Here is a 20191-nt window from a genome sequence, read left to right as displayed (position 1 = left end):
GTGTCCACCGCTCCCTCCACCCCCCGCAAGGGCCGCATCCTGGCGAACAGCTTCCTCATGGCGCTGTTCGCCAGCGGCGGCTATCTCATCGTTGCGCTGATGAGCCAGCACCAGGCGCTGACGATCGCGATCGCGATGGTGTCCATCACGGTCGTGCTCACGCCGATCTTCTACTGGACGAACGTGCGCCGCGCCCGTCTCGCCGCGGCGCCGCGCCGAGACTCCTGAGACGACGGGTGGCCGCGCACACGCGGCCGCCCGTTACGGTCGAGGAATGAACGACGCACCGGAACGCGCGGCGGCGCTCGGGCTGGGACTCGCCGCCGTCGGACGCCCCGCCTACATCACGGCCGGACGCGACGACGACCTCGGCGATCCTGCCGAGCGATCGATCGAGGCGATGCGCGCGCGCAGCCACGATCTGCTCGATGCGGCGTGGGAGCTCGGCATCCGGTACATCGATGTGGCGCGGTCGTACGGCTACGCCGAAGAGTTCCTCGGGACCTGGCTCGCGCGGCACCCCGGACGCTCGCGCGAGCTGACCATCGGGTCGAAGTGGGGCTACGCGTACGTCGGGGGCTGGCGAATGGATGCCACCGTCCACGAGCGCAAAGAACACTCGGGGGAGATGTTCCGTCGGCAATGGCCCGAAACGCTCGCGGCGTTGGGGCGCGCACCCGACTACTACCTCATTCATTCGGTCACGCCCGAGAGCCCCGCGCTGCACGACGCGGCGCTTGTGGATGACCTCCGTCGTCTCGCCGAGACGGGGGTGCGCGTGGGCCTATCTACGAGCGGTCCGCACCAGGCCGCGGTGCTCGATGAGGCGCGCACCCTCGCGCGGACGCCGTTCTCGGTGGTGCAGGCGACCTGGAACCTTCGGGAGTCGACGGTGGCTCCAGCCCTCGCGCGCGCCCACGCCGACGGCTGGACGGTCGTCGTCAAAGAGGCGCTGGCCAACGGGGAGCTGGCCACGGCCGACCCGGCCGACGACCTGGCCGCCTCCGCGGCGGGGCTCGCCCCGGATCTGTTCGCTCTCGGGGCCGCACGGGCTCAGGCCGGGGTCGATATCGTGCTCAGCGGCGCCTCCACACCCGCGCAGCTGCGTCGCGGTGTGGGGGCCTCTCCGGTGCGGGTGGACGACGATGCCCTGCGGCTGCTGGCCGTCGAGCCCGAGGAGTACTGGCGGCGGCGGTCGGAGCGGGCCTGGCGCTGAGCGGCGGAATCAGAACCGCTCGTACAGATCGGTCGCCCGGAGGCCGGTGCCGCCGACCGCGCGCACGCCCGGCGCGGGGTGGAGGTCGAAGACGTCTCCGCGGCGCGTCAGCACCGCGGTGTAGTCGCCCCGGCTGTCGAGCTTGAGTTCGAACCGGTCGGTGTCGATGAGGCGAAGCGTCACGACAGCACCACTCCGGGCGAGAAACTTCACTTCCTTTTCGCGCGCCGTCGGCAGGGGGATGAGGGGTTCGTCGGCGTCCATGCCCCGAGTGTCGCACGCCCGCCCGTGCGGGCCCTCGGCCTCAGCGGTGGTTCCGCCAGGAGTGCTGCGGGTCGTAGCCGAGCAGACGCCGTGCCTTGTCGATCGACAGCAGCGTGCCGGTACCGTCGAGGTCGCCGCGGGTCTCGACGTTCGGGAACACCTCGGCGACCAGCTCCGCGTTGGAACGCGTCGTGACAGTGTCGGCGGCGGCGATGATGAAGCGGTCGAATCCCGCCGGAGCGTTCTCGAGAGCTCGCTGCACCGCCTGCGCGCCGTCGCGTGCGTCGATGTATCCCCACAGGTTCCACTTGCGGGTGCGCGCATCGTCGTCGAACGGGAACTCGGCGTAATCCTCGGGCACCATCACGTTCGAGAAGCGCAGCGCCGTGATCGACAGCTCCGGATGCCATCGCACGAGCTCGCTCGCCAGGTGCTCCTCGAGCACCTTGACCAGCGAGTACACCGATTCGGGGCGCGGGGCGTACTCCTCGTCGACGGGGATGTAGGGCGGGTCGATGTCGAAGGGCAGCCCGAGCACGGTCTCGCTCGAGGCGTAGACGATGCGGTCGATGCCGAGGCGGACGGCGGCCCAGAACACGTTGAACGTGCTCGTCATGTTGTTGTGGAAGGTGGCGATGTCGGACCGGATGCCGGGGGCCGGGATCGCCCCGAGGTGCACGAGCGCATCGATACCGTCGTGCTGATCGTTCACGCCAGCGAGGGCGTCGATGACCTGTCCGTAGTCGGTGAGGTCGACCTGGACGAATCCGGGACCACGTTCCCCTCGCACATCGAGGCCGATGACCTCGTGACCCGCGGAGCGGAGCTCGCGGGCGACGACGGTGCCGAGTTTTCCGGAGGAGCCGGTGAGAGCGATGCGCATGGGAGTCGTCCTTGAGTCGGGGGCGTACGCCCGACGTTACCCGTCCCCGCGGAGGCAGAGCCTGTCCGGCAGCCGCGCCGCCCCCGGGGCGCTTCTGTGCCATGCGGCTGGTGCTCTCGTCAACCTCCCCTGCGTTCGGGTGGCGGGGTGTTTCTCTAACTAGAGGAACCGGTGTCACGAAACGTCGCGACCCCGGCCGGAAAATCTGCCGACAGGACCAGGTATGCCCTCGTTGTCTTCCGCGACTGACGCGTTCCTCGCGTCGCGGGCGGCGGACGGCGATCAGATCGCGTTCGGAGTTCTGGTCCGGCGCCACGCGCCGTTCCTCGTCGCCTTCGCCACCAAGCTCACCGGATCGCGCGCCGATGCCGACGACTGCGTCCAGGAGGCGCTCATCACGGCGTGGCGCCGGTTGCCCGATCTCGCTGATCCGGAGAAAGTGCGGAGCTGGCTCACCACGATCGTGTCGCGCAAAGCGACCGATCGGCTGCGCGCGCGGAAGATCTCCGAGCAGATCGACGAGCAGATGGTGGCCTCGGGCAGTGACCCGGAGGGCGCGACTGTGGCATCGTCGCAGATGGCCGCGCTGAAGAAGGTCCTCGCCGATCTTCCCGAGGAGATGCGCGTCGTGTGGGTGCTGCGCGAGATCGGCGGTCACAGCTACGACGAGATCGCGGCCGAGGTCGGCGAGACGGCCGCCACGGTCCGCGGGCGATTGGCTCGGGCCCGGAAGACGGTCGTGGAACGCATGCAGGAGTGGAGGTGATCGAATGAGCGAGAACGACGACGACGTGGGCGGCTCGGGCTACTCGCTCGAGGAGCTCTCCGCGTACCTCGATCGAGGGCGCACGCCACCCATCGCGGCGATCGACCGCAATGCCGAATGTCAGGCCCTGCTGGCCTCCATGGAGCGCATGGGGCGGCTCTCGCGCGAACTCGTCGAGGAGCAGGCGGCCGAACCGCTCGCGGAGTCCTGGTACGACGGGATCATGCGCGAGGTGAGGCGAGAGTTCCGCGCGGGCCGAGACCTCCCCCTGTCACACACCGACGACGGCGTCGAGATCGTCGTGACCGAGGGGGCGCTCTACGAACTCATTCGCAGCATCGGCGACGACATCCCCGGGCTGCTGGTCGGGCGAGTCCGCCTCGATCAGCCCGACTCACGGGCGCCCCTGGACGTGCGGGTCACCGTGAGCGTGCTCTTCGGGCGTCCGATGCGCGAGACGGTAGAGCGGATGCGGGGCGACATTCGCGAGGCCATCGAGCGTCACGGCGATCTGCGGGTGGGGCGCGTGGACGTCACCGTGGGTGACGTGCACCTGGAGGGGGAGCAAGAGCAATGACCGACACCGCTGCCGACCTGGCACCCCGTATCGATCTGGCCGTCGCCGCGGTGACGGGGGTGCGCGAGTGCTACTCGGCACGCTCCCTCGTCGCGCGCGCCTACGAACGCGCCTCCGACGTCGTTGGATCACTGTCGTCCGTGGAGGAACGAGCGGGGGAGCGGACGATCACCGTCTGCATTGGCGTCTCGACCGACGACGACAGCGCGGTCGTGGCATCCGCCGTCGCCCGCGCGGTACGACAGGTCGAACCGGAGGCGGCCCCCGCCACGGTGCGCGTTCGCGTGGCGCGCCTGGTCGCCCCGCGCATCTGAGGCGCTGGCGCCCCGAGCCCGCGCGCGGCCGAATACGCTGAGAGCACCGACCCTCGCCCCTTCGGAGGACGTATGCCCGCGCAGACCGTGATCGCCGTCACCGGATCGACCGGGGCCGTGGGAGGACGCGTGGCACGCGACCTCTCGGCCCGCGGCATTCCGCAACGTCTCCTCGTTCGCGATGCCTCACGGGCACCCCAGCTTCCGGGGGCCGAGGTTCGAGTCGCGGGGTACTCCGATGCCGACGCGGCGTTCACGGCACTCACGGGTGTCGACACGCTCCTGATGGTCTCGGCGTCCGAGACCGCCGATCGGGTCGACCACCACCGGACCTTCATCGACGCTGCGGCTCGCGCCGGCGTTCGCTCGATCGTGTACACGTCGTTCTTCGCCGCGGCGCCCGACGCCGTCTTCACCCTCGGCCGCGATCACGCGGCCACGGAGGAGCTGATCCGCGAGTCGGGGATGAGCTGGACCTTCCTGCGCGACAACTTCTACATGGACATGATGGAGCTCTTCGCCGGTGACGACGGCGTCATCCGGGGGCCCGCGGGCGCCGGACGCTGCTCCCTGGTGTCGCGCGCGGACGTGGCCGCGACGGCGGTCGCGGTGCTGCGGGATCCCGCCGCCCACGCCGACGCCGCGTACGACCTGACCGGGCCCGAGGCGCTCACCCTCGACGAGGTGGCGCAGAAGATCTCGGCGGTGCGCGGCCACCCCGTGCGCTTCGTCGATGAGACCGTCGACGAGGCCTACGCCTCGCGCGCGGTGTACGGCGCCCCGCGGTGGCAGGTCGACGCCTGGGTGAGCACGTACACCGCGATCGCCAGCGGTGACCTCGCCCGCGTCTCGGGCGACGTCGAGGCGGTCACCGGGCGGCCCGCCCAGAGCTTCGACGAGTTCCTCGGCGCGATCGCCTGAGTCGCGGCGATTCTTCGGCTATGCTGACCGCGTGCTGACCTGTCGCTGTTGTCGCTGAACGCCTCCCGCGTTCCCTTTCGACGACCCCGTCAGCCGCGCCCGCCGGCGCCTCACCCCCAGGACTCCATCGTGCGTTACGCCCAGAGCGTCGCCGACCTCGTCGGCAACACCCCCCTCGTCCGTCTCACCCGTGTGACCGACGGCATCCCGGCCACCGTGCTCGCCAAGATCGAGTACTTCAACCCCGGCGGTTCCGCGAAGGACCGTATCGCCGCCAACATCATCGACGCGGCCGAGCGTGACGGGCTGCTCCGCCCGGGCGGCACGATCGTCGAGCCGACCAGCGGTAACACCGGCGTGGGGCTCGCCCTGGTCGCGCAGCAGCGCGGATACCGCTGCGTGTTCGTCGTGCCCGACAAGGTCGCCGAAGACAAGCGCGCCGTGCTGCGCGCCTACGGCGCCGAGGTCGTGGTGACCCCGACCAACGTCGAGCCCGACGATCCGGAGTCGTACTACAGCGTCTCCGACCGGCTCGTGCGCGAGATCCCGGGCGCGTTCAAGCCCAACCAGTACGCCAACCCCAACGGCCCGCGCAGTCACTACGAGACCACCGGCCCCGAGATCTGGCGCGACACCGACGGGCGCCTCACCCACTTCGTGGCCGGCGTCGGCACGGGCGGCACGATGACCGGCACCGGGCGGTACCTGCGCGAGGTGGCGGGAACGGGCGTGCGCATCGTCGGGGTCGACCCCGTCGGGTCGATCTACTCCGGCGACGACATCCACGGGTACGACGTCGAGGGCGTCGGCGAGGACTTCTGGCCGCCGGCCTTCGACCCCACCGTGGTCGATGCGTACGAGCGGGTGTCCGACGCCGAGTCCTTCGCGATGACGCGCCGGCTGGCCCGCGAAGAGGGGCTCCTCGTCGGCGGCTCCAGCGGCATGGCGGTCGTGGGAGCGCTCCGCGTGGCCCGTGACCTCCCCGCGGATGCCGTGGTCGTGGTGATCCTGCCCGATCACGGCCGCGGCTACCTCAGCAAGATCTTCGACGACCAGTGGATGACCGCGCGCGGCTACGCCGTCGAGCCGGTGGCATCCGTTCTTCCTTCTATCGCCCCCGAGGAGCACTCCGAATGAGCACCCACGACGCCGCCCGCGGCTTCGACAGCCTCGCCGTCCACGCGGGACAGGCCTTCGACCCCACGACCGGCGCGGTGATCCCGCCGGTGCACCTGTCGACGACCTACGCGCAAGACGGGATCGGGGGCCTTCGCGGCGGCTACGAGTACGGCCGCAGCGGCAACCCCACGCGCGCCGCGCTCGAGACCCAGATCGCCGCACTCGAGGGTGGGGTGCGCGCGCTGTCGTTCGCGTCGGGCCTGGCCGCCGAAGACGCGCTGCTGCGCGCGGCCCTCGTCCCCGGCGACGAGGTGCTGCTCGGCAACGACGTCTACGGCGGTACGTACCGTCTGCTCGCGCGCGTTCTCGGCCCGTGGGGCGTGAAGCTGCGCGTGGTCGACATGAGCGACCTGGATGCCGTGGCCGCGGCGATCGAGGAGCGCGCGCCGCGCATGGTCTGGGTCGAGACGCCCAGCAACCCGATGCTGCGCATCACCGACATCGCCGGGCTTGCCCGCCTCGGGCACGCCGCGGGAGCGATCGTCGTCGTCGACAACACCTTCGCCTCGCCCGCGCTGCAGCGCCCGCTCTCGCTCGGCGCCGACGTCGTGGTGCACTCCGCCACGAAGTACCTCGGCGGCCACAGCGACGTCGTCGGCGGGGCGCTCGCGTTCTCCGGCGCCGAGCTGGCCGAGAAGACGCAGTTCCTGCAGTTCGCCGCCGGTGCGGTGTCGGGGCCGCTCGATGCGTACCTCACCACGCGCGGCATCAAGACCCTCGGCATCCGCATGCAGCGTCACAGCTTCAACGCCCAGGCCGTCGCCGAGCACCTCGTCACCCACCCGCGCGTGGCAAAGGTGTACTACCCGGGACTCCCGGCGCACCCGGGCCACGCGCTCGCGGCGGCGCAGATGAGCGGGTTCGGCGGGATCGTGTCGCTCGAGCTCGCCGACGGGGCGGCCGCGCGCCGCTTCGCGGAGTCGACGCGCCTGTTCACGCTCGCCGAGTCGCTCGGCGGTGTGGAGTCGCTGGTGAACTACCCGGATGCCATGACCCACGCGTCCGTTCGCGGCACCGAGCTCGCGGTGCCCGACACGATCGTGCGCCTGTCGGTCGGTATCGAGTCCGCCGACGATCTCGTGGCCGACGTCGACCAGGCGCTCGCCGCGCTCTGAGACCCCGACGCCCGGAGAGCCCGGCGCCGTGCATCCGTGCGGCGCCGGGCTCTCTGGCATCCATAAACGCGATCTGCGCCGGGAAACGGGCGCGGAGCGCGTTTCCCGGCGCAGATGCCGTTTATCGGTGAGGGGGTGTCAGCGCTCGGCGCGGGCGAGGTTCTGCTCCAACTCCTCGCGCGTCTGACGCACGACGTACGCCGGCTGGTCGCGCTCGACGCGCCAGCTCTCGGCGAGAGGGCCCGCCGAGACCGTGTCGTAGCCGAACTCGTCGTAGATGCGGGTGACCAGGGCCACGGCCGCGGCGGAGTCGCTCGAGGTCGCCAGAGCGCGGCGCCCCGGAGTGCCGACGGGCGACCCGTCGGTGAGGATGTCCGCGGCCATGATGTGGTTGAACGCCTTCACCACCGTGCTCTCCGGCAGGTGCTGCTGCAGCATCTGCGAGGTCGTTGTGCGCTTCTCGTCGAGCTCGGCGATCTGCCCGTCGCGCTCCCAGTAGTAGTTGTTGGTGTCGAGGACGGTCTTTCCGCCCAGCGGCGCAACGGGGACCTCGCGGTACGCCTTCAGCGGGACCGTGACCACCGCGATGTCGCCCGCCTCGGCGGCCTCCTCCGCCGTGGCCGCACGCGCCCGGTCGCCCAGAGAGGCGACGAAGTCGGTGAGGGTCTCAGGCCCGCGCGAGTTCGCGATCACCACGTGGTACCCGCGGTCTACGAAGCCCCGGGCGAGGGCTTGGCCGATGTTTCCTGCTCCGATGATTCCTACGGTCGTCATAGTCAGGCGAACCCCGCGGGCGGTCGGTGCATTCCCTGTCAGCCTCACCGAGGCGGGGCCGGAAGGGCAGGTAATTAGCATTCCGAGATATCAGTGTCAACGGGCAAGACAATCTTCCGGGGATCGGTAATTTTCTTCCTGTCGCACCCTCGCGATAAAGGTCGCAGACCGGTGTTCGGGTCATCGTTCTGCTTGATCTGTGAGGGCGACGGCCCCCGGTGGACGCGGCTTCGGACCACCGGGGGCCGCTTTTTTTTCGCGGGTCGCGGCCATCGGCCCCGCAGCCGGGGTGGAAGACTGGTGCGTCGGCGCCCACTCGGCCGCCGTTCCCTGATCGTGCGAGGACCCGCATCCCGTGACCCCCGACCCCCGTCCCCCGCGCACCACCCGCTTCTACACCGTCTGCATCGGGGTCGGGCTGCTCGCCGGCCTCCTGTCGGGGCTCTTCGGCGTCGGCGGCGGCACCGTGATCGTCCCGCTCCTCGTGCTGCTCCTCGGCTTCGATCAGCGGTTCGCCGCGGGGACCTCGCTCGCGGCGATCGTGCCGACGGCGTCGGTGGGTGTCATCACGTACGCGATCGACGGCCACGTGGCGTGGATCCCCGCGCTCATCCTGGCCGCCGGCGCCGTGCTGGGGGCGCAGGTCGGAACGTGGTTGCTGCCCAAGCTGTCGCAGACGGCGCTGCGCTGGGCGTTCGTGGCGTTCCTCGTCGCCGTGATCGTCAGCCTGTACCTCGTCATTCCCTCGCGCGATGCCGAACTGGAGCTCACCTGGACCACGGGACCGGGACTGGCCGCTCTCGGTGTGGTCACCGGCATCCTGGCGGGTCTTCTCGGCGTGGGCGGCGGCATCATCGTCGTGCCCGCGCTGCTGCTGCTCTTCGGAACGAGCGACCTCATCGCGCGCGGCACGTCGCTGCTCATGATGATCCCCACCGCCGTGTCGGGCACCGTCGGCAACCTCCGCCGCTCGAACGTCGACCTGCGCGCGGCGGCATGTATCGGGATCGCCGCGTGCACCACGACCGCTCTCGGGGCATCGTTGGCGAAGCTCGTCGACCCGTTCGTGGGCAACGTGCTGTTCTCGATCTTCCTCGTCTTCATCGCCGCTCAGATGGCGGTCAAGGCGGTGCGCGGACGCCACCAGCGCTGAGGGTGTCCGCCGCGGGCGTCGGTAGACTGGCGGGGTGCCCGTGAACCCCGAACTGGTCGGTCGTGTGTTTCCGCCGACCGCGCCGTATCTGGTCGGCCGCGAGAAGGTGCGCGAGTTCGCCCGCGCCGTCTTCGCCGATGCGCCCCCGCACTCCGACCCCGACGCGGCCCGCGCTCTCGGCTACGCCGACGTCGTCGCTCCGCCGACCTTCGCGATGGTCGTGCAAGACCTGACGCTCCAGCAGCTGCTGGGTGACCCCGACTCGGGGATCGAGCTGTCGCGTCTCGTGCACGCCGAGCAGCGGTTCCGCTACTCGCGTCCGATCGTCGCGGGCGACGAACTCACCGCCACGCTGTCGGTGACCGGCATCCGCGCGCTCGGGGGCAACGCGATGATCACGAGCGAAGCCGAGATCGTGGATGCCGACGGCGCCCATGTCGTGACCACGACGAGCGTGCTGCTCGCGGGGGAGGCCGGGGCATGAGCGAGTTCACCGTCGGAGACGTCATCGCCGAGCGTTCGGTGCACCTCACGCGCGAGTCCCTGGTGCGGTACGCCGGCGCCTCGGGCGACTTCAATCCCATCCACTACCGCGACGACGTCGCCGCCGCGGTCGGCCTGCCGGGCGTTCTCGCGCACGGCATGCTCACCATGGGCATCGCCGTGGGGACGCTGGCCGAGGCGCTCGGCGACACCGGACGCATCCTCGAGTACGGCGTGCGCTTCACGCGCCCGGTCGTCGTCGACCCCGAGACCGGTGCCGACCTGCACGTCGCGGCCAAAGTGGGCGCCGTCGACGACGAGACCGCCCGCATCGACCTCACCGTGACGCACGCCGAGACCACGGTCCTCGGCAAGGCGCAGGTGCGCGTGCGGCTGTCCTGATGCCCGAGGTCGCACCGATCCCACTGTCGCAGCTGACGACGCTGCGCACCGGCGGAACCCCCGCCCGCACCGTCGAGGCGACGACCGTCGACGACCTCGTCGGCGCGGTGCGCGCGGCCTGGGATGCGGGGGAGCCGTGGCTTGTCGTCGGGGGCGGCTCGAACCTCTTCGTCGGCGACGCGCCGTTCGAGGGAACGGTCGTGCTCGTGCGCACGTCCGGCATCGAAGAGCTGCCGGGCTCCCGCCCCGGCACGGTGCGCCTGCGCGTGCAGGCCGGTCACGACTGGGATGCCCTCGTCGCCGAGACGGTCGAGCGGGGCCTCGCCGGCATCGAGGCGATGTCGGGGATCCCCGGCACGGTCGGCGCTGCCCCGGTGCAGAACGTCGGCGCGTACGGCCAGGAAATCGTGCAGACCCTCGTCGAGGTCGAGTTGCTCGACGAGTCCTCGGGTGAGCGCGAAACGGTCGCGGCATCCGATCTTCGACTCGGCTTCCGCACCTCGGTGCTCAAGCAGCACTACGGCTCGGTGCCGGACCGCTCGGCCGTGATCCTCTCGGTCACGCTCGAGCTCGAGGTCGTGGGCAGCGGCGAACGGCCCATCGCGGGCACGCAGTTGCGCGGAGCTCTCGGGCTGGATGCCGACACCGCGGTGTCGCTGCGCTGGATCCGCGATCACGTGCTGGCGACGCGGGCGCGCAAGGGAATGGTGCTCGACGCCGAAGACCCCGATACCTGGAGCGCCGGGTCGTTCTTCCAGAACGCGATCGTGTCGGAAGCGTTCGCGCGCACCCTGCCCGCGGAATGCCCGAAGTGGCCGATGTCGCCGACGTTCGATCCGGTTACCGTCATCCCCCTCGCGGCCTTCGACGGCGCCGTGCCGCCCCCGGTGATCGAGCAGCGCGAGGTGAAGGTCAGCGCCGCGTGGCTCATTGAGCACGCGGGGCTCTCGCGTGGATTCCGCTTCCCGCGGTCCCGCGCGGGCCTGTCGACCAAGCACACCCTGGCCCTGACCAACCGCGGCGAGGCCACGGCCGCCGAGATCGCCGAGCTCGCCCGGTTCGTGCAGCAGCGCGTGCAGGCCGAGTTCGGTCTGCTCCTGCAGCCCGAGCCGGTGCTGGTGAACGTCGAGCTGTAGCTCCCGTTCTCGCTCCTCTCGCTCCGCTCGCGCGCGAGTCGCCAAAGTATGTCGCTCATGGGCCGTCGGAGGCGACACATCTTGGCGACTCACGCGAGGAGACGGCGGATGCGGGCGAGAAGAGCTTCGGGAGCGTCGAAGTCTCGCGCGGTGACCACGGTCACCCGGTAGCCCAGCGACTCGAGCTCTGCACGGCGAGACTGATCACGGCTCCACTGACGAGGGTCGCGGTGGTAATCGCCGTCGTACTCGATGACCAGGCGTGCCGTCCGATAGAGCAGGTCGACGCGCGCGACGAAGCGTTGACCGTCGAAGATCTCGACATTGGTCTCGGGAACCGGAAGTCCCGCCTGGATCAGCAGGACGCGAAGCTCGGACTCCCGCGGGGACTCGGCCCGGTCGTCGGCGAAGTCGACGGCGAGACGCCTCCGCCGGGATCCTCGCCCGCCCAGGAAACGCAGGTGAGTGCGCTCCAGGTCCCTCCGCGCGGCGAGGGGTCGACGGTGGGAGAGGAGATGGTCGGAGATGGCGGTCAGCTGCCCGACCCCGAGACTTTCCGCGAGCTCCGCCCACGTGCGGAGGGCCGACGTGCAGCGGATGCCGTCCACCCGGACGAGGTCGTCCTCCTCGATCGTCAGCGAGCGCCCCGTCGTCCCCGGGCGCCGGATGCGATTGTGCCCGCTCGGCACGCCGATCACCGGATGACTCCACGCTCGCGTGGCGACCGGGAGAGGGAGGGGCATCTCGAGAAGAACGGCTGCCGTGGCACCGCAGAAGAACGCGTGCGCGGGCAGGGCGCGCTGGAGTGCGGCCAGCCGTTGACGATCCGTCGCAGATGTTTCGACGCGAACGCCCGCGTGTGGGACCGACCAGCGCGCGGATCGCAAGCTGCTGGGCGAGAGCCCGGATGCCGATCCCTCCGCGATGGTGAAGGCGGCGGCGGGGGCGACGAGGTGGGGTGATGTCGGCATCCGCCGATCTTCGTCCCCGGTTGCGGCGACGGTGTGATGTTCTCCCCAGGTGGAGAAGGGGTGACCCGGGTGAGTCGCCAAGATTTGTCGCCCGGGCAACGCTCCGGGCGACAAATCTTGGCGACTGACGCCTTAGGAGAAGAGGCGCTGGAGGCGCTGGATGCCCTCCAGGAGGTCTGCGTCGCCGAGAGCGTACGACAGGCGGAGGTAGCCGCTCGGGCCGAAGGCCTCGCCGGGCACCACCGCCACCTCGGCCTGCTCGAGGATGAAGTCGGCGAGCTCGAGCGAGGTCGTGGGCGTAACGCCGTTCCACTCGCGGCCCAGGAGCCCGCGCACGTCGGGGTAGACGTAGAACGCCCCGAGAGGGTTGGGCACCTCGACCCCGTCGATCTTCGACAGCTCCGACACGATCAGGCGGCGGCGGCGATCGAACGCCGCCCGGAACTGCTCGACCTCGTCTTGCGGGCCGTTCAGCGCGGCGGCCGCAGCGCGCTGCGCGACGTTGTTGACGTTGCTGCTGAGGTGGGACTGCAGGTTGGCGGCGAGCTTCATGGCATCCGCCGGGCCCACCATCCAGCCCACGCGCCACCCGGTCATGGCGTAGGTCTTGGCGACGCCGTTGAGGAGGATGGTCTGGCCGGCGAGCTCGGGCACGGCCTCGACGATCGAGACGGCGCGGACTCCCTCGTATACGAGGTTCTGGTAGATCTCGTCGGTGATGACCCAGAGGCCGTGCTCGAGCGCCCAGCGCCCGATCTCCGCGGTCTCTTCGGGGGTGTAGACCGATCCGGTCGGGTTCGAGGGCGACACGAATACCAAGACCGTCGTCTTGTCGGTGCGCGCGGCTTCGAGCTGGGCGACGGTGACCTTGTAGTCCTGGTCGGCGCCGGCGAACACCTCGACGGGCGTGCCATCGGCGAGGGCGATCGCTTCGGGGTAGGTCGTCCAGTAGGGCGCGGGCAGCAGTACTTCGTCGCCGGGGTTCACCACGGTCTGGAACGCCTGGTACACCGCCTGCTTTCCGCCGTTGGTGACGATCACCTGTGACGGCGCGACCTCCAGGCCCGAGTCGCGCAGCGTCTTGGCCGCGATCGCCTCACGGAGCACGGGGAGTCCGGCGGCGGGGGTGTAACGGTAGTTCGCGGGGTCGCGGAGCGCCTCGGCGGCGGCATCCACGATGAACGCGGGGGTGGCGAAGTCGGGCTCGCCCGCCGCGTACGAGATGACGGGGCGGCCGGCGGCCTTGAGGGCCTTCGCCTTGGCGTCGACCTTGAGGGTCGCGGACTCGGCGATGGCGGAGAGCTTGCGGGAGAGCGGTGCGCGGTCGGTCACGGCACCGAGCCTACTCGGCACGCCCGGGATGCCGCGGCCTCGGGCCGAGGTGACGCCCGGGATGCCGCGGCCTTGGGGAGGTTTCCGGGATGCCGCCGTCTCGGGCGCGCAGGCGAGGGCGGCGTGCTCACACGGTCGAGCCGAGGAGCACCCAGACGCCGGGGACGATCAGCAGGATGCCGAGGACCAGGCCCACGATGGAGGGAACGGCCGGCAGCCGCCGCCGCGAGCGCAGCACGATGCCGAGGATCGCGAGCACGATCGTGAGGGCGCCGATGACCGTCATCACCGGCAGCAGCACGATCCCGAGCCACCAGATCGCGTTCATCTCGGGGATGAGCCCGATGAGGAAGACCGCCAGAACGGGGACGAGCACGAGTGCGGCGAGGACCACGGCGACGATGCCGAGGACGTCGACCGGCCGCGCGTCGGGAGGAGGAGGGGTCATGCGGTCACGGTAGCGCGTGGCGGGAGGCCGGTGCCCGGTGCGTTAGCGTGGCGTCGTGACAGCAGGGGTTCGAGAGCGCACGCGCACGCATCGACAAGGGATCGCCGCCCTCCTTCGCCTGGGTATCGCCACCGTGGTCATCGGAGTCTCGACGGGGCTCGCGGTGCTGCTGCTGGTGTGGATCGTGCACACCGTCGAGCACCTCGTCTGGAGCCACGACGAGGGGCCGTTCCTCGACGGGTTCGCCCTCCCCTCGCCCTGGTGGCTGCCGATCCTCACGGTCGGCGGGGCGGGGGTGATCGCGGCGGTCGGTTGGTACCTGCTGCGACGCTTCGGTCGGCGGATCGCCACGGTCGAGCAGGGGGTCGCGGGGGCGCACATGCCCTGGTGGGAGACGCTCGCCGACACCGTCATCCAGGTCACCTCCGTCGCGCTCGGTGCGTCGATCGGCAAGGAGGTCGCCCCTCGCGAGCTCGCGTCGATGGCGGGATCGAAGATCGTGCTGTGGTTCCGGCTGGACGCGCGGTGGGGGCGCATCCTCATCGCCGCGGCGGCCGGCGCGGGTCTCGCCGGCGTCTACAACGTTCCGCTGGGTGGGGCGGTGTTCGCCATCGAGATCCTCCTCGCGCAGTTCAGCGTCGGGGCGGCGGTCGTCGCCCTGTCGGTGAGCGCGATCGCCACGATCGTGGCTCGCCCGCTCGTGGGCGACGGGTCGCTGTACCAGATCGCCCCGGTCGAGGTGAGTCCGTCGCTGCTGGTCGCCGCCATCCTTCTCGGACCGCTCCTGGGGTGGGCGGCGACGAGCTTCTCCACCGTCACCGCGCGACTGGCGGCCTTCCGTCCGACGGGATGGAAGCTCCTGGTCTCCCTTCCCCTCACCTTCGCGGCGGTGGGAGCCCTCGGGGTGTTCTTCCCCCTCATTCTCGGCAACGGCCGTTCCCTCGCGACCGCCGGGTTCGACCTGTCTCAGCCGGCCCTCCTGCTGCTTTTGCTCGCGCTGCTGAAGTACGTCGCCACCGTCGTCTCCCTCGGCTCCGGGGCGGTCGGCGGCACCCTCCAGCCGTCTGTGGCGATCGGGGCGGCCCTCGGCGCGGCGGCGGCGGCGGGGTGGGCGTACGTGTGGCCCGGGGCTGACGGAACGGCGCTCGCGATCGTCGCGGCGGCGGCGTTCCTGGCATCCACCATGCGTGCCCCGTTCACCGCGATCATCCTCGTGATCGAGTTCACCGCGACCGGTTTCGACCTGCTGCTGCCGATCTTCCTCGCCGTGGCCGGGTCGCTCGCCGCGTCGCGGTTGACGACGCCGGCGAGCCTGCGCCGCTTCGCGCCGCTGGACCCGGCGCGCGAGTAGACGCCCGGGGCGCGCGAGTAGCCACTGCACCCGGCGCGCGAGCAGACCCCGCCGCGACCTGCCGCGCGAAGGGCCGGAGCGCACGGCCCCGGCCCTTCGCGCCGCGATCAGTCGAGGTACTTCGCGTACGCCGGCAGCGTCAGGAACGCCGGGAACTCCTCGCGCAGCGCCACTTCGCGGAACACCTCGGCCGCGTCGTCGAAGCGGTCACCCTCGACCCGGGGCACCTCGGCGAGCACCTCACGCAGCAGGCCCTCGACGTACTCGCGCGTGATGAGCGTGCCGTCGTCGGTGGAGCGGTCTTGGTGGATCCACTGCCAGATCTGCGAGCGCGAGATCTCGGCGGTCGCGGCGTCTTCCATGAGGTCGTCGATCGCGACGGCCCCGAGGCCCCGCAGCCACGCCTCGATGTACCGGATCGCCACCGCGACGTTGCCGCGCACCCCGCCCGCGGTGATCGGCAGGCCGATCCGCAGGTCGAGCAGCTGCTCGGGGCGCACCGACACCTCCTCGCGCAGCCGGTCGAGCTGGTTCACGCGGTCACCGAGCACGGCGTCGAATTCGGCCCGGGCCACGGGGATCAGGTCGGGGTGGGCCACCCACGTGCCGTCGAAACCGTCGCCGGCCTCGCGGCGCTTGTCGGCGGCGACCTTCTCGAACGCGGCATCCGTCACCTCGGGCTTCCGACGGTTGGGGATGAAGGCGCTCATGCCGCCGATCGCATACGCGCCGCGCTTGTGGCACGTGCGCACGAGCAGCTCGGTGTAGGCCCGCATGAACGGCACCGTCATCGTCACTTCGCTCCGGTCGGGCAGCACGAACCGGGCGCCGCGACCGCGGTAGGTCTTGATGATCGAGAAGATGTAGTCCCACCGCCCGGCGTTCAGGCCCGCGCAGTGGTCGCGCAGCGCGAAGAGGATCTCCTCCATCTCGAACGCCGCCGGCAGCGTCTCGATGAGCACCGTTGCGCGGATCGTGCCGTGCGCCAGGCCCAGACGCTCCTCGGTGAACGAGAACACGTCGTCCCACAGCCGCGCCTCGTCGGCGGACTCGATCTTCGGCAGGTAGAAGTACGGTCCTCGGCCCGCCGCGATCAGAGCGTGCGCGTTGTGGAAGACGTACAGCCCGAAGTCGACGAGAGAACCGGATGCCGCAAGCTCCCGGCCGGCGCGATCGATCACCGTGATGTGCTTCTCGGGCAGGTGCCACCCACGCGGACGCATCACGATCGTGGGCGTGCGCTCGGCGGTGACGCGGTACTCCTTGCCCTCGGGGCTGGTGTACTGCAGCTGCCCCCGGATCGCGTCGAACAGCGAGAGCTGACCGCGGATGACGTTGCGCCACGTGGGGGAGGTGGCATCCTCTTGGTCGGCCAGCCACACGCGGGCTCCGGAGTTCAGCGCGTTGACCGTCATCTTCGGGTCGGTGGGGCCGGTGATCTCAACGCGGCGGTCTTCGAGCCCGGGGCCGGCGCCGGCCACGCGCCACGACGGGTCGTCGCGGATGTGCGCGGTGTCGGAGCGGAAGTGCGGGTCATCGCCCTTGCCGATCTCGACGCGTCCGCGCAGGCGCGCCGCCAGCCGGTCGTGGCGCCGCCGGGCGAAACGGTCGTGCAGCTCGGTGAGGAAGGCCAGAGCGGCGGGGGTGAGGATCTCGCCGTCGCGCCCCTCGAGAGGGCGTTCGATCCGCAGGTGCGGGGCGGGAGTGGATGCCGAGGGCTCTGGCATCCGTCGGTCGTCGGTGGGCGGGGAGTCGATGAGGGTCATGATCGTGGCTTTCTGTTTGGGTCGCGAACCGCGCGGGGAGGCATGTCCCGAAAGTGGTCACTGAGGCGGGGCTGAAGTGACCACAAGTGGGACATGGTCTGCGATAAGTGGGACGAGGTTCGCGAAGCACGGGGTCAGTGGAACTGCGCGGCCTCGGTGGAGCCGGCGAGGGCGAGCGTGGCGCTGTCGGGGTTGAGCGCGGTCGAGACGACGTCGAAGTAGCCGGTGCCCGCCTCGCGCTGGTGCTTGGTGGCGGTGTAACCGACGGCCTCGGCGGCGAACTCGGCCTCCTGCAGCTCGACGTAGGCGCTCATGGCGCGTTCGGCGTAGCCGCGGGCGAGGTCGAACATCGAGTGGTTCACGGCGTGGAAGCCCGCGAGGGTGATGAACTGGAACGCGTATCCCATCGCGGCCAGGTCGGCCTGGAACGTCGCGATCTGCGCGTCGTCGAGGTGGCGCTTCCAGTTGAAGCTCGGGGAGCAGTTGTAGGCGAGGAGCTTGCCCGGGTAGCGGGCGTGGATCGCCTCGGCGAAGCGGCGGGCCAGCTCGATGTCGGGCTCGCCCGTCTCGACCCACAGCAGGTCGGCGTAGGGTGCGAACGCGAGGCCCCGGGCGATGACGGCATCCAATCCGGGGCGCACCCGGGAGAAGCCCTCGCTCGTGCGCTCGCCGGTGAGGAACTCCGCGTCGCGCGGGTCGATGTCGCTCGTGAGCAGGTCGGCGGCGAGTGCGTCGGTGCGGGCGATGATCACGGTCGGCACCCCCGCGACGTCGGCGGCGAGGCGCGCGGCATTGAGCGTGCGGATGTGCTGCTGCGTGGGCACGAGCACCTTGCCGCCGAGGTGGCCGCACTTCTTCTCACTGGCGAGCTGGTCTTCCCAGTGGATGCCGGCGGCCCCCGCCTGAATGAGCGAGAGCGCGAGTTCGTAGGCGTTGAGAGGCCCGCCGAACCCGGCCTCGGCGTCGGCGACGATCGGCGCGAGCCAGTCCCGGGTGATCTCGCCCTCGGCGCGCTCGATCTGGTCCTGCCGCAGCAGCGCGTTGTTGATGCGGCGCACGACGGCGGGCACCGAGTTGGCGGGGTAGAGGCTCTGGTCGGGGTAGGTGTGACCGGCGAGGTTGCCGTCGGCGGCGACCTGCCAGCCGCTGAGGTAGATCGCCTTCAGACCCGCGCGCACCTGCTGCACGGCCTGGCCGCCGGTGTAGGCACCGAGCGCCCGCACGTACTCCTCGGTGTGGAGCAGGTTCCAGAGGTTCTCGGCACCGCGGCGGGCGAGGGTGGACTCCTCCCGAACGCTGCCGCGGAGCCGGACGACGTCGTCGGCCGAGTAGGTGCGCTCGATGCCGTCCCAGCGGGGGTCGTTCTCCCACGAGGCGCGGATCTCATCGGCGGTCTCGGTCTGGTCGCCGGGGCGCAGGGGCGGCTGGGCGGGGGTGGCCTGGATCGTCATGTCGTCCTCCTTCGGGTGGCGGGGCGTCAGTGCCCCGTGGAGACCACTGTGAGCGAAGAACCACGGTCAATTCGGCGATCAGGTGTGTGAAGTTTGCCCGTTCTTCCGATTCGGTGAGATCATCGCGACATGGACACCGGTGTCTCGCTGACCGACCCCTCCTCGGCATCCGACGATGAAGGGGTGGACGCCCTGACGATCGGCAAGCGCATCCGACAGTTGCGCACCGCCCGCGGACTCACGCTCGATGAGCTCGCCGCGGCGGTCGGGCGCGCCCCGAGCCAGATGTCGATGATCGAGAACGGGCGGCGCGAGGCGAAGCTCACGCTGCTGCAGGCGATCGCGCGGGCGCTGGGCACGGGCCTAGACGCCCTCCTGGATGCCGAGCCGCTCGACGAGCGCGCGGCGCTGGAGGTCGCGGTCGAACGGGCGATGCGCGGGTCGACGTTCCAGGCCCTGGGGATCGCGCCGTTCCGTGTCGGCAAGACCGTCCCCGACGAGGCGCTCGCCGCGATGCTCGCGCTCCAGGCCGAGATCGAGCGCCTCCGCGACGAACGCTCCGCGACCCCCGAGGAGGCGCGGCGGGCCAACGTGGCGTTGCGTCGCCTCATGCGCACGCAGGACAACCACTTCCCGGAGCTGGAGCGCACGGCATCCGAGATCCTGTCGGCCGTCGATCACCCCGGGGGGCCGCTCACGCAGCGCGCCGCGAGCGACATCGCCGCGTACCTGGGGTTTTCGCTGCACTACGTTCCCGACCTGCCGCAGACGACCCGCAGCATCGCCGACGTGAAGAACGGGCGGCTGTACCTCTCGACGCGCGTGGCCAAGGGCGACCCGCGTGCCGCGGTGCTGCAGGCGCTGTCGAGCCGCATGCTCGGGCATCGCGAACCGACGAGCTACGGGGAGTTCCTGCGGCAGCGCGTCGAGACGAACTACCTCACCGGTGCCCTGCTCCTGCCGGAGAAGCACGTCGTTTCGGCGCTGACGGATGCCAAGGCCCGTCGGGCGCTCAGCATCGAAGACCTGCGCGACGCCTACTCGGTGTCATACGAGACCGCCGCGCACCGATTCACCAATCTCGCGACGGTGCACCTTGGCATCCCGGTGCATTTCCTCAAGGTGCACGAGTCGGGGACCATCACGAAGGCGTATGAGAACGACGACGTGAACTTTCCGACCGATCGGCTCGGGTCGATCGAGGGGCAGATGTGCTGCCGTCGGTGGACCAGCCGCGTCGTCTTCGACGAGGACGACCGCTTCAACCCGTACTACCAGTACACCGACACCGGCAACGGCACGTACTGGTGCACCGCCCGCGTGGAGCAGTCGAGCGAGGGCGCGCACTCGGTGAGCGTGGGGGTGCGCTTCGACGACACGAAGTGGTTCCGCGGGCGCGACACCCCCAACCGTGGGGTGTCACGGCACGCGGTCGAGACCTGCTGCCGCCGCCCGCCCGCCGAGCTGGAAGCGGCGTGGCGCGACAACGCCTGGCCGAACGTCCGCACACCCCGCACACTGCTCGCGACGCTGCCGACCGGGGCGTTTCCCGGCGTCGACACGACCGAGGTGTACGAGTTCCTGGAGGCGCACGCCCCGCGGTGACGGCGTGGGGTTCGGCGCCCGGTGCCTGCGTCGGGGTCGCCAGTGCCCACGTTCGGGTCGAGCGCACACGAACGGGACGCCCGG

General features: G+C 70.7%; 22 protein-coding genes. 14 read left to right on the top strand and 8 right to left on the bottom strand.

Features of this window, described 5'->3' with window-relative positions; all coding sequences use genetic code 11:
• Together ACU6WY_RS11815 and ACU6WY_RS11810 are read left to right on the top strand one after the other, a co-directional pair.
• Positions 1–228 carry a hypothetical protein gene (locus ACU6WY_RS11815; RefSeq protein WP_483819843.1) on the top strand — a complete coding sequence of 76 codons (228 nt, stop codon included), beginning with the start codon at positions 1–3 and terminating at the stop codon, positions 226–228.
• Between the two features lie 46 nt (positions 229–274).
• A complete protein-coding gene (locus ACU6WY_RS11810; protein ID WP_483819842.1) occupies positions 275–1216 on the top strand; it encodes an aldo/keto reductase in 942 nt (313 codons plus the stop codon).
• Between the two features lie 9 nt (positions 1217–1225).
• Here ACU6WY_RS11810 and ACU6WY_RS11805 read toward each other — a convergent pair whose 3' ends face one another.
• Positions 1226–1480, bottom strand: coding sequence for a hypothetical protein (locus tag ACU6WY_RS11805; protein WP_483819841.1), 255 nt, complete (start codon positions 1478–1480; stop codon positions 1226–1228).
• A 40-nt stretch (positions 1481–1520) separates the two neighbouring features.
• Complete coding sequence (locus ACU6WY_RS11800; RefSeq protein ID WP_483819840.1) at positions 1521–2363, bottom strand: NAD-dependent epimerase/dehydratase family protein; 843 nt, start codon at positions 2361–2363, stop codon at positions 1521–1523.
• A 223-nt stretch (positions 2364–2586) separates the two neighbouring features.
• Here ACU6WY_RS11800 and ACU6WY_RS11795 point away from each other — a divergent pair, with 223 nt between their 5' ends.
• The 6 genes from ACU6WY_RS11795 (at position 2587) to ACU6WY_RS11770 (ending at position 7235) form a co-directional block, all read left to right on the top strand.
• Positions 2587–3129: an RNA polymerase sigma factor gene (locus ACU6WY_RS11795; protein ID WP_483819839.1), complete on the top strand. Its 543-nt coding sequence runs from the start codon at positions 2587–2589 to the stop codon at positions 3127–3129.
• Between the two features lie 4 nt (positions 3130–3133).
• Positions 3134–3706, top strand: coding sequence for an Asp23/Gls24 family envelope stress response protein (locus tag ACU6WY_RS11790; protein ID WP_483819838.1), 573 nt, complete (start codon positions 3134–3136; stop codon positions 3704–3706).
• Positions 3703–4020, top strand: coding sequence for a hypothetical protein (locus ACU6WY_RS11785; RefSeq protein WP_483819837.1), 318 nt, complete (start codon positions 3703–3705; stop codon positions 4018–4020). Before ACU6WY_RS11790 ends, ACU6WY_RS11785 begins: the two co-directional genes overlap by 4 nt.
• Before the next feature lie 72 nt (positions 4021–4092).
• Positions 4093–4941: an SDR family oxidoreductase gene (locus tag ACU6WY_RS11780; protein ID WP_483819836.1), complete on the top strand. Its 849-nt coding sequence runs from the start codon at positions 4093–4095 to the stop codon at positions 4939–4941.
• 129 nt (positions 4942–5070) lie between these two features.
• Positions 5071–6078 carry a pyridoxal-phosphate dependent enzyme gene (locus ACU6WY_RS11775; protein WP_483819835.1) on the top strand — a complete coding sequence of 336 codons (1008 nt, stop codon included), beginning with the start codon at positions 5071–5073 and terminating at the stop codon, positions 6076–6078.
• Positions 6075–7235 (top strand): cystathionine gamma-synthase, encoded by a 1161-nt coding sequence (locus ACU6WY_RS11770; protein ID WP_483819834.1) that lies wholly within the window; start codon positions 6075–6077, stop codon positions 7233–7235. The genes ACU6WY_RS11775 and ACU6WY_RS11770 overlap by 4 nt, the downstream gene beginning before the upstream one ends.
• A 138-nt stretch (positions 7236–7373) precedes the next feature.
• Here the strand turns inward: ACU6WY_RS11770 and ACU6WY_RS11765 are convergent, their stop codons facing one another.
• Entirely contained in the window at positions 7374–8009 is a 636-nt protein-coding gene (locus ACU6WY_RS11765; protein ID WP_483819833.1) for an NADPH-dependent F420 reductase, read from the bottom strand.
• A gap of 355 nt (positions 8010–8364) precedes the next feature.
• Between ACU6WY_RS11765 and ACU6WY_RS11760 the strand changes: the two genes are divergently transcribed.
• Genes ACU6WY_RS11760 through ACU6WY_RS11745 form a run of 4 tightly spaced genes read left to right on the top strand, consistent with a single transcriptional unit; the run spans position 8365 to position 11183 of the window.
• Entirely contained in the window at positions 8365–9162 is a 798-nt protein-coding gene (locus ACU6WY_RS11760) for a sulfite exporter TauE/SafE family protein (RefSeq protein WP_483819832.1), read from the top strand.
• A gap of 34 nt (positions 9163–9196) precedes the next feature.
• Positions 9197–9646: an FAS1-like dehydratase domain-containing protein gene (locus ACU6WY_RS11755; protein WP_483819831.1), complete on the top strand. Its 450-nt coding sequence runs from the start codon at positions 9197–9199 to the stop codon at positions 9644–9646.
• Entirely contained in the window at positions 9643–10047 is a 405-nt protein-coding gene (locus ACU6WY_RS11750; protein ID WP_483819830.1) for a MaoC/PaaZ C-terminal domain-containing protein, read from the top strand. The genes ACU6WY_RS11755 and ACU6WY_RS11750 overlap by 4 nt, the downstream gene beginning before the upstream one ends.
• Positions 10047–11183: a UDP-N-acetylmuramate dehydrogenase gene (locus tag ACU6WY_RS11745; protein ID WP_483819829.1), complete on the top strand. Its 1137-nt coding sequence runs from the start codon at positions 10047–10049 to the stop codon at positions 11181–11183. The genes ACU6WY_RS11750 and ACU6WY_RS11745 overlap by 1 nt, the downstream gene beginning before the upstream one ends.
• 89 nt (positions 11184–11272) lie before the next feature.
• Here ACU6WY_RS11745 and ACU6WY_RS11740 read toward each other — a convergent pair whose 3' ends face one another.
• From ACU6WY_RS11740 to ACU6WY_RS11730, 3 genes are all read right to left on the bottom strand, one after another.
• The gene (locus ACU6WY_RS11740) at positions 11273–12154 is read right to left on the bottom strand and encodes an endonuclease domain-containing protein (protein WP_483819828.1); all 882 of its coding nucleotides are present in this window, start codon (positions 12152–12154) and stop codon (positions 11273–11275) included.
• A 132-nt stretch (positions 12155–12286) separates the two neighbouring features.
• The gene (locus tag ACU6WY_RS11735) at positions 12287–13486 is read right to left on the bottom strand and encodes a pyridoxal phosphate-dependent aminotransferase (RefSeq protein ID WP_483819827.1); all 1200 of its coding nucleotides are present in this window, start codon (positions 13484–13486) and stop codon (positions 12287–12289) included.
• Positions 13487–13613: 127 nt separating this feature from the next.
• Positions 13614–13934: a hypothetical protein gene (locus ACU6WY_RS11730; protein WP_483819826.1), complete on the bottom strand. Its 321-nt coding sequence runs from the start codon at positions 13932–13934 to the stop codon at positions 13614–13616.
• Positions 13935–13989: 55 nt separating this feature from the next.
• Here ACU6WY_RS11730 and ACU6WY_RS11725 point away from each other — a divergent pair, with 55 nt between their 5' ends.
• A complete protein-coding gene (locus tag ACU6WY_RS11725) occupies positions 13990–15285 on the top strand; it encodes a chloride channel protein (protein WP_483819825.1) in 1296 nt (431 codons plus the stop codon).
• Positions 15286–15392: 107 nt separating this feature from the next.
• On the opposite strand, the gene aceB is transcribed toward ACU6WY_RS11725, so the two are convergent.
• Together aceB and aceA are read right to left on the bottom strand one after the other, a co-directional pair.
• Positions 15393–17051 (bottom strand): malate synthase A, encoded by a 1659-nt coding sequence (gene aceB / locus ACU6WY_RS11720; RefSeq protein ID WP_483819824.1) that lies wholly within the window; start codon positions 17049–17051, stop codon positions 15393–15395.
• A 134-nt stretch (positions 17052–17185) separates the two neighbouring features.
• Entirely contained in the window at positions 17186–18502 is a 1317-nt protein-coding gene (gene aceA, locus ACU6WY_RS11715; RefSeq protein WP_483819823.1) for an isocitrate lyase, read from the bottom strand.
• Positions 18503–18631: 129 nt separating this feature from the next.
• Here aceA and ACU6WY_RS11710 point away from each other — a divergent pair, with 129 nt between their 5' ends.
• Entirely contained in the window at positions 18632–20107 is a 1476-nt protein-coding gene (locus ACU6WY_RS11710) for a helix-turn-helix domain-containing protein (protein ID WP_483819822.1), read from the top strand.
• The last annotated feature ends 84 nt before the right edge of the window (positions 20108–20191 follow it).

It is taken from the genome of Microbacterium sp. ZW3a, assembly GCF_057167165.1.
The sequence above is the reverse complement of the archived record's forward strand: the minus strand, read 5'-3'. Positions and strand labels throughout refer to the sequence as shown.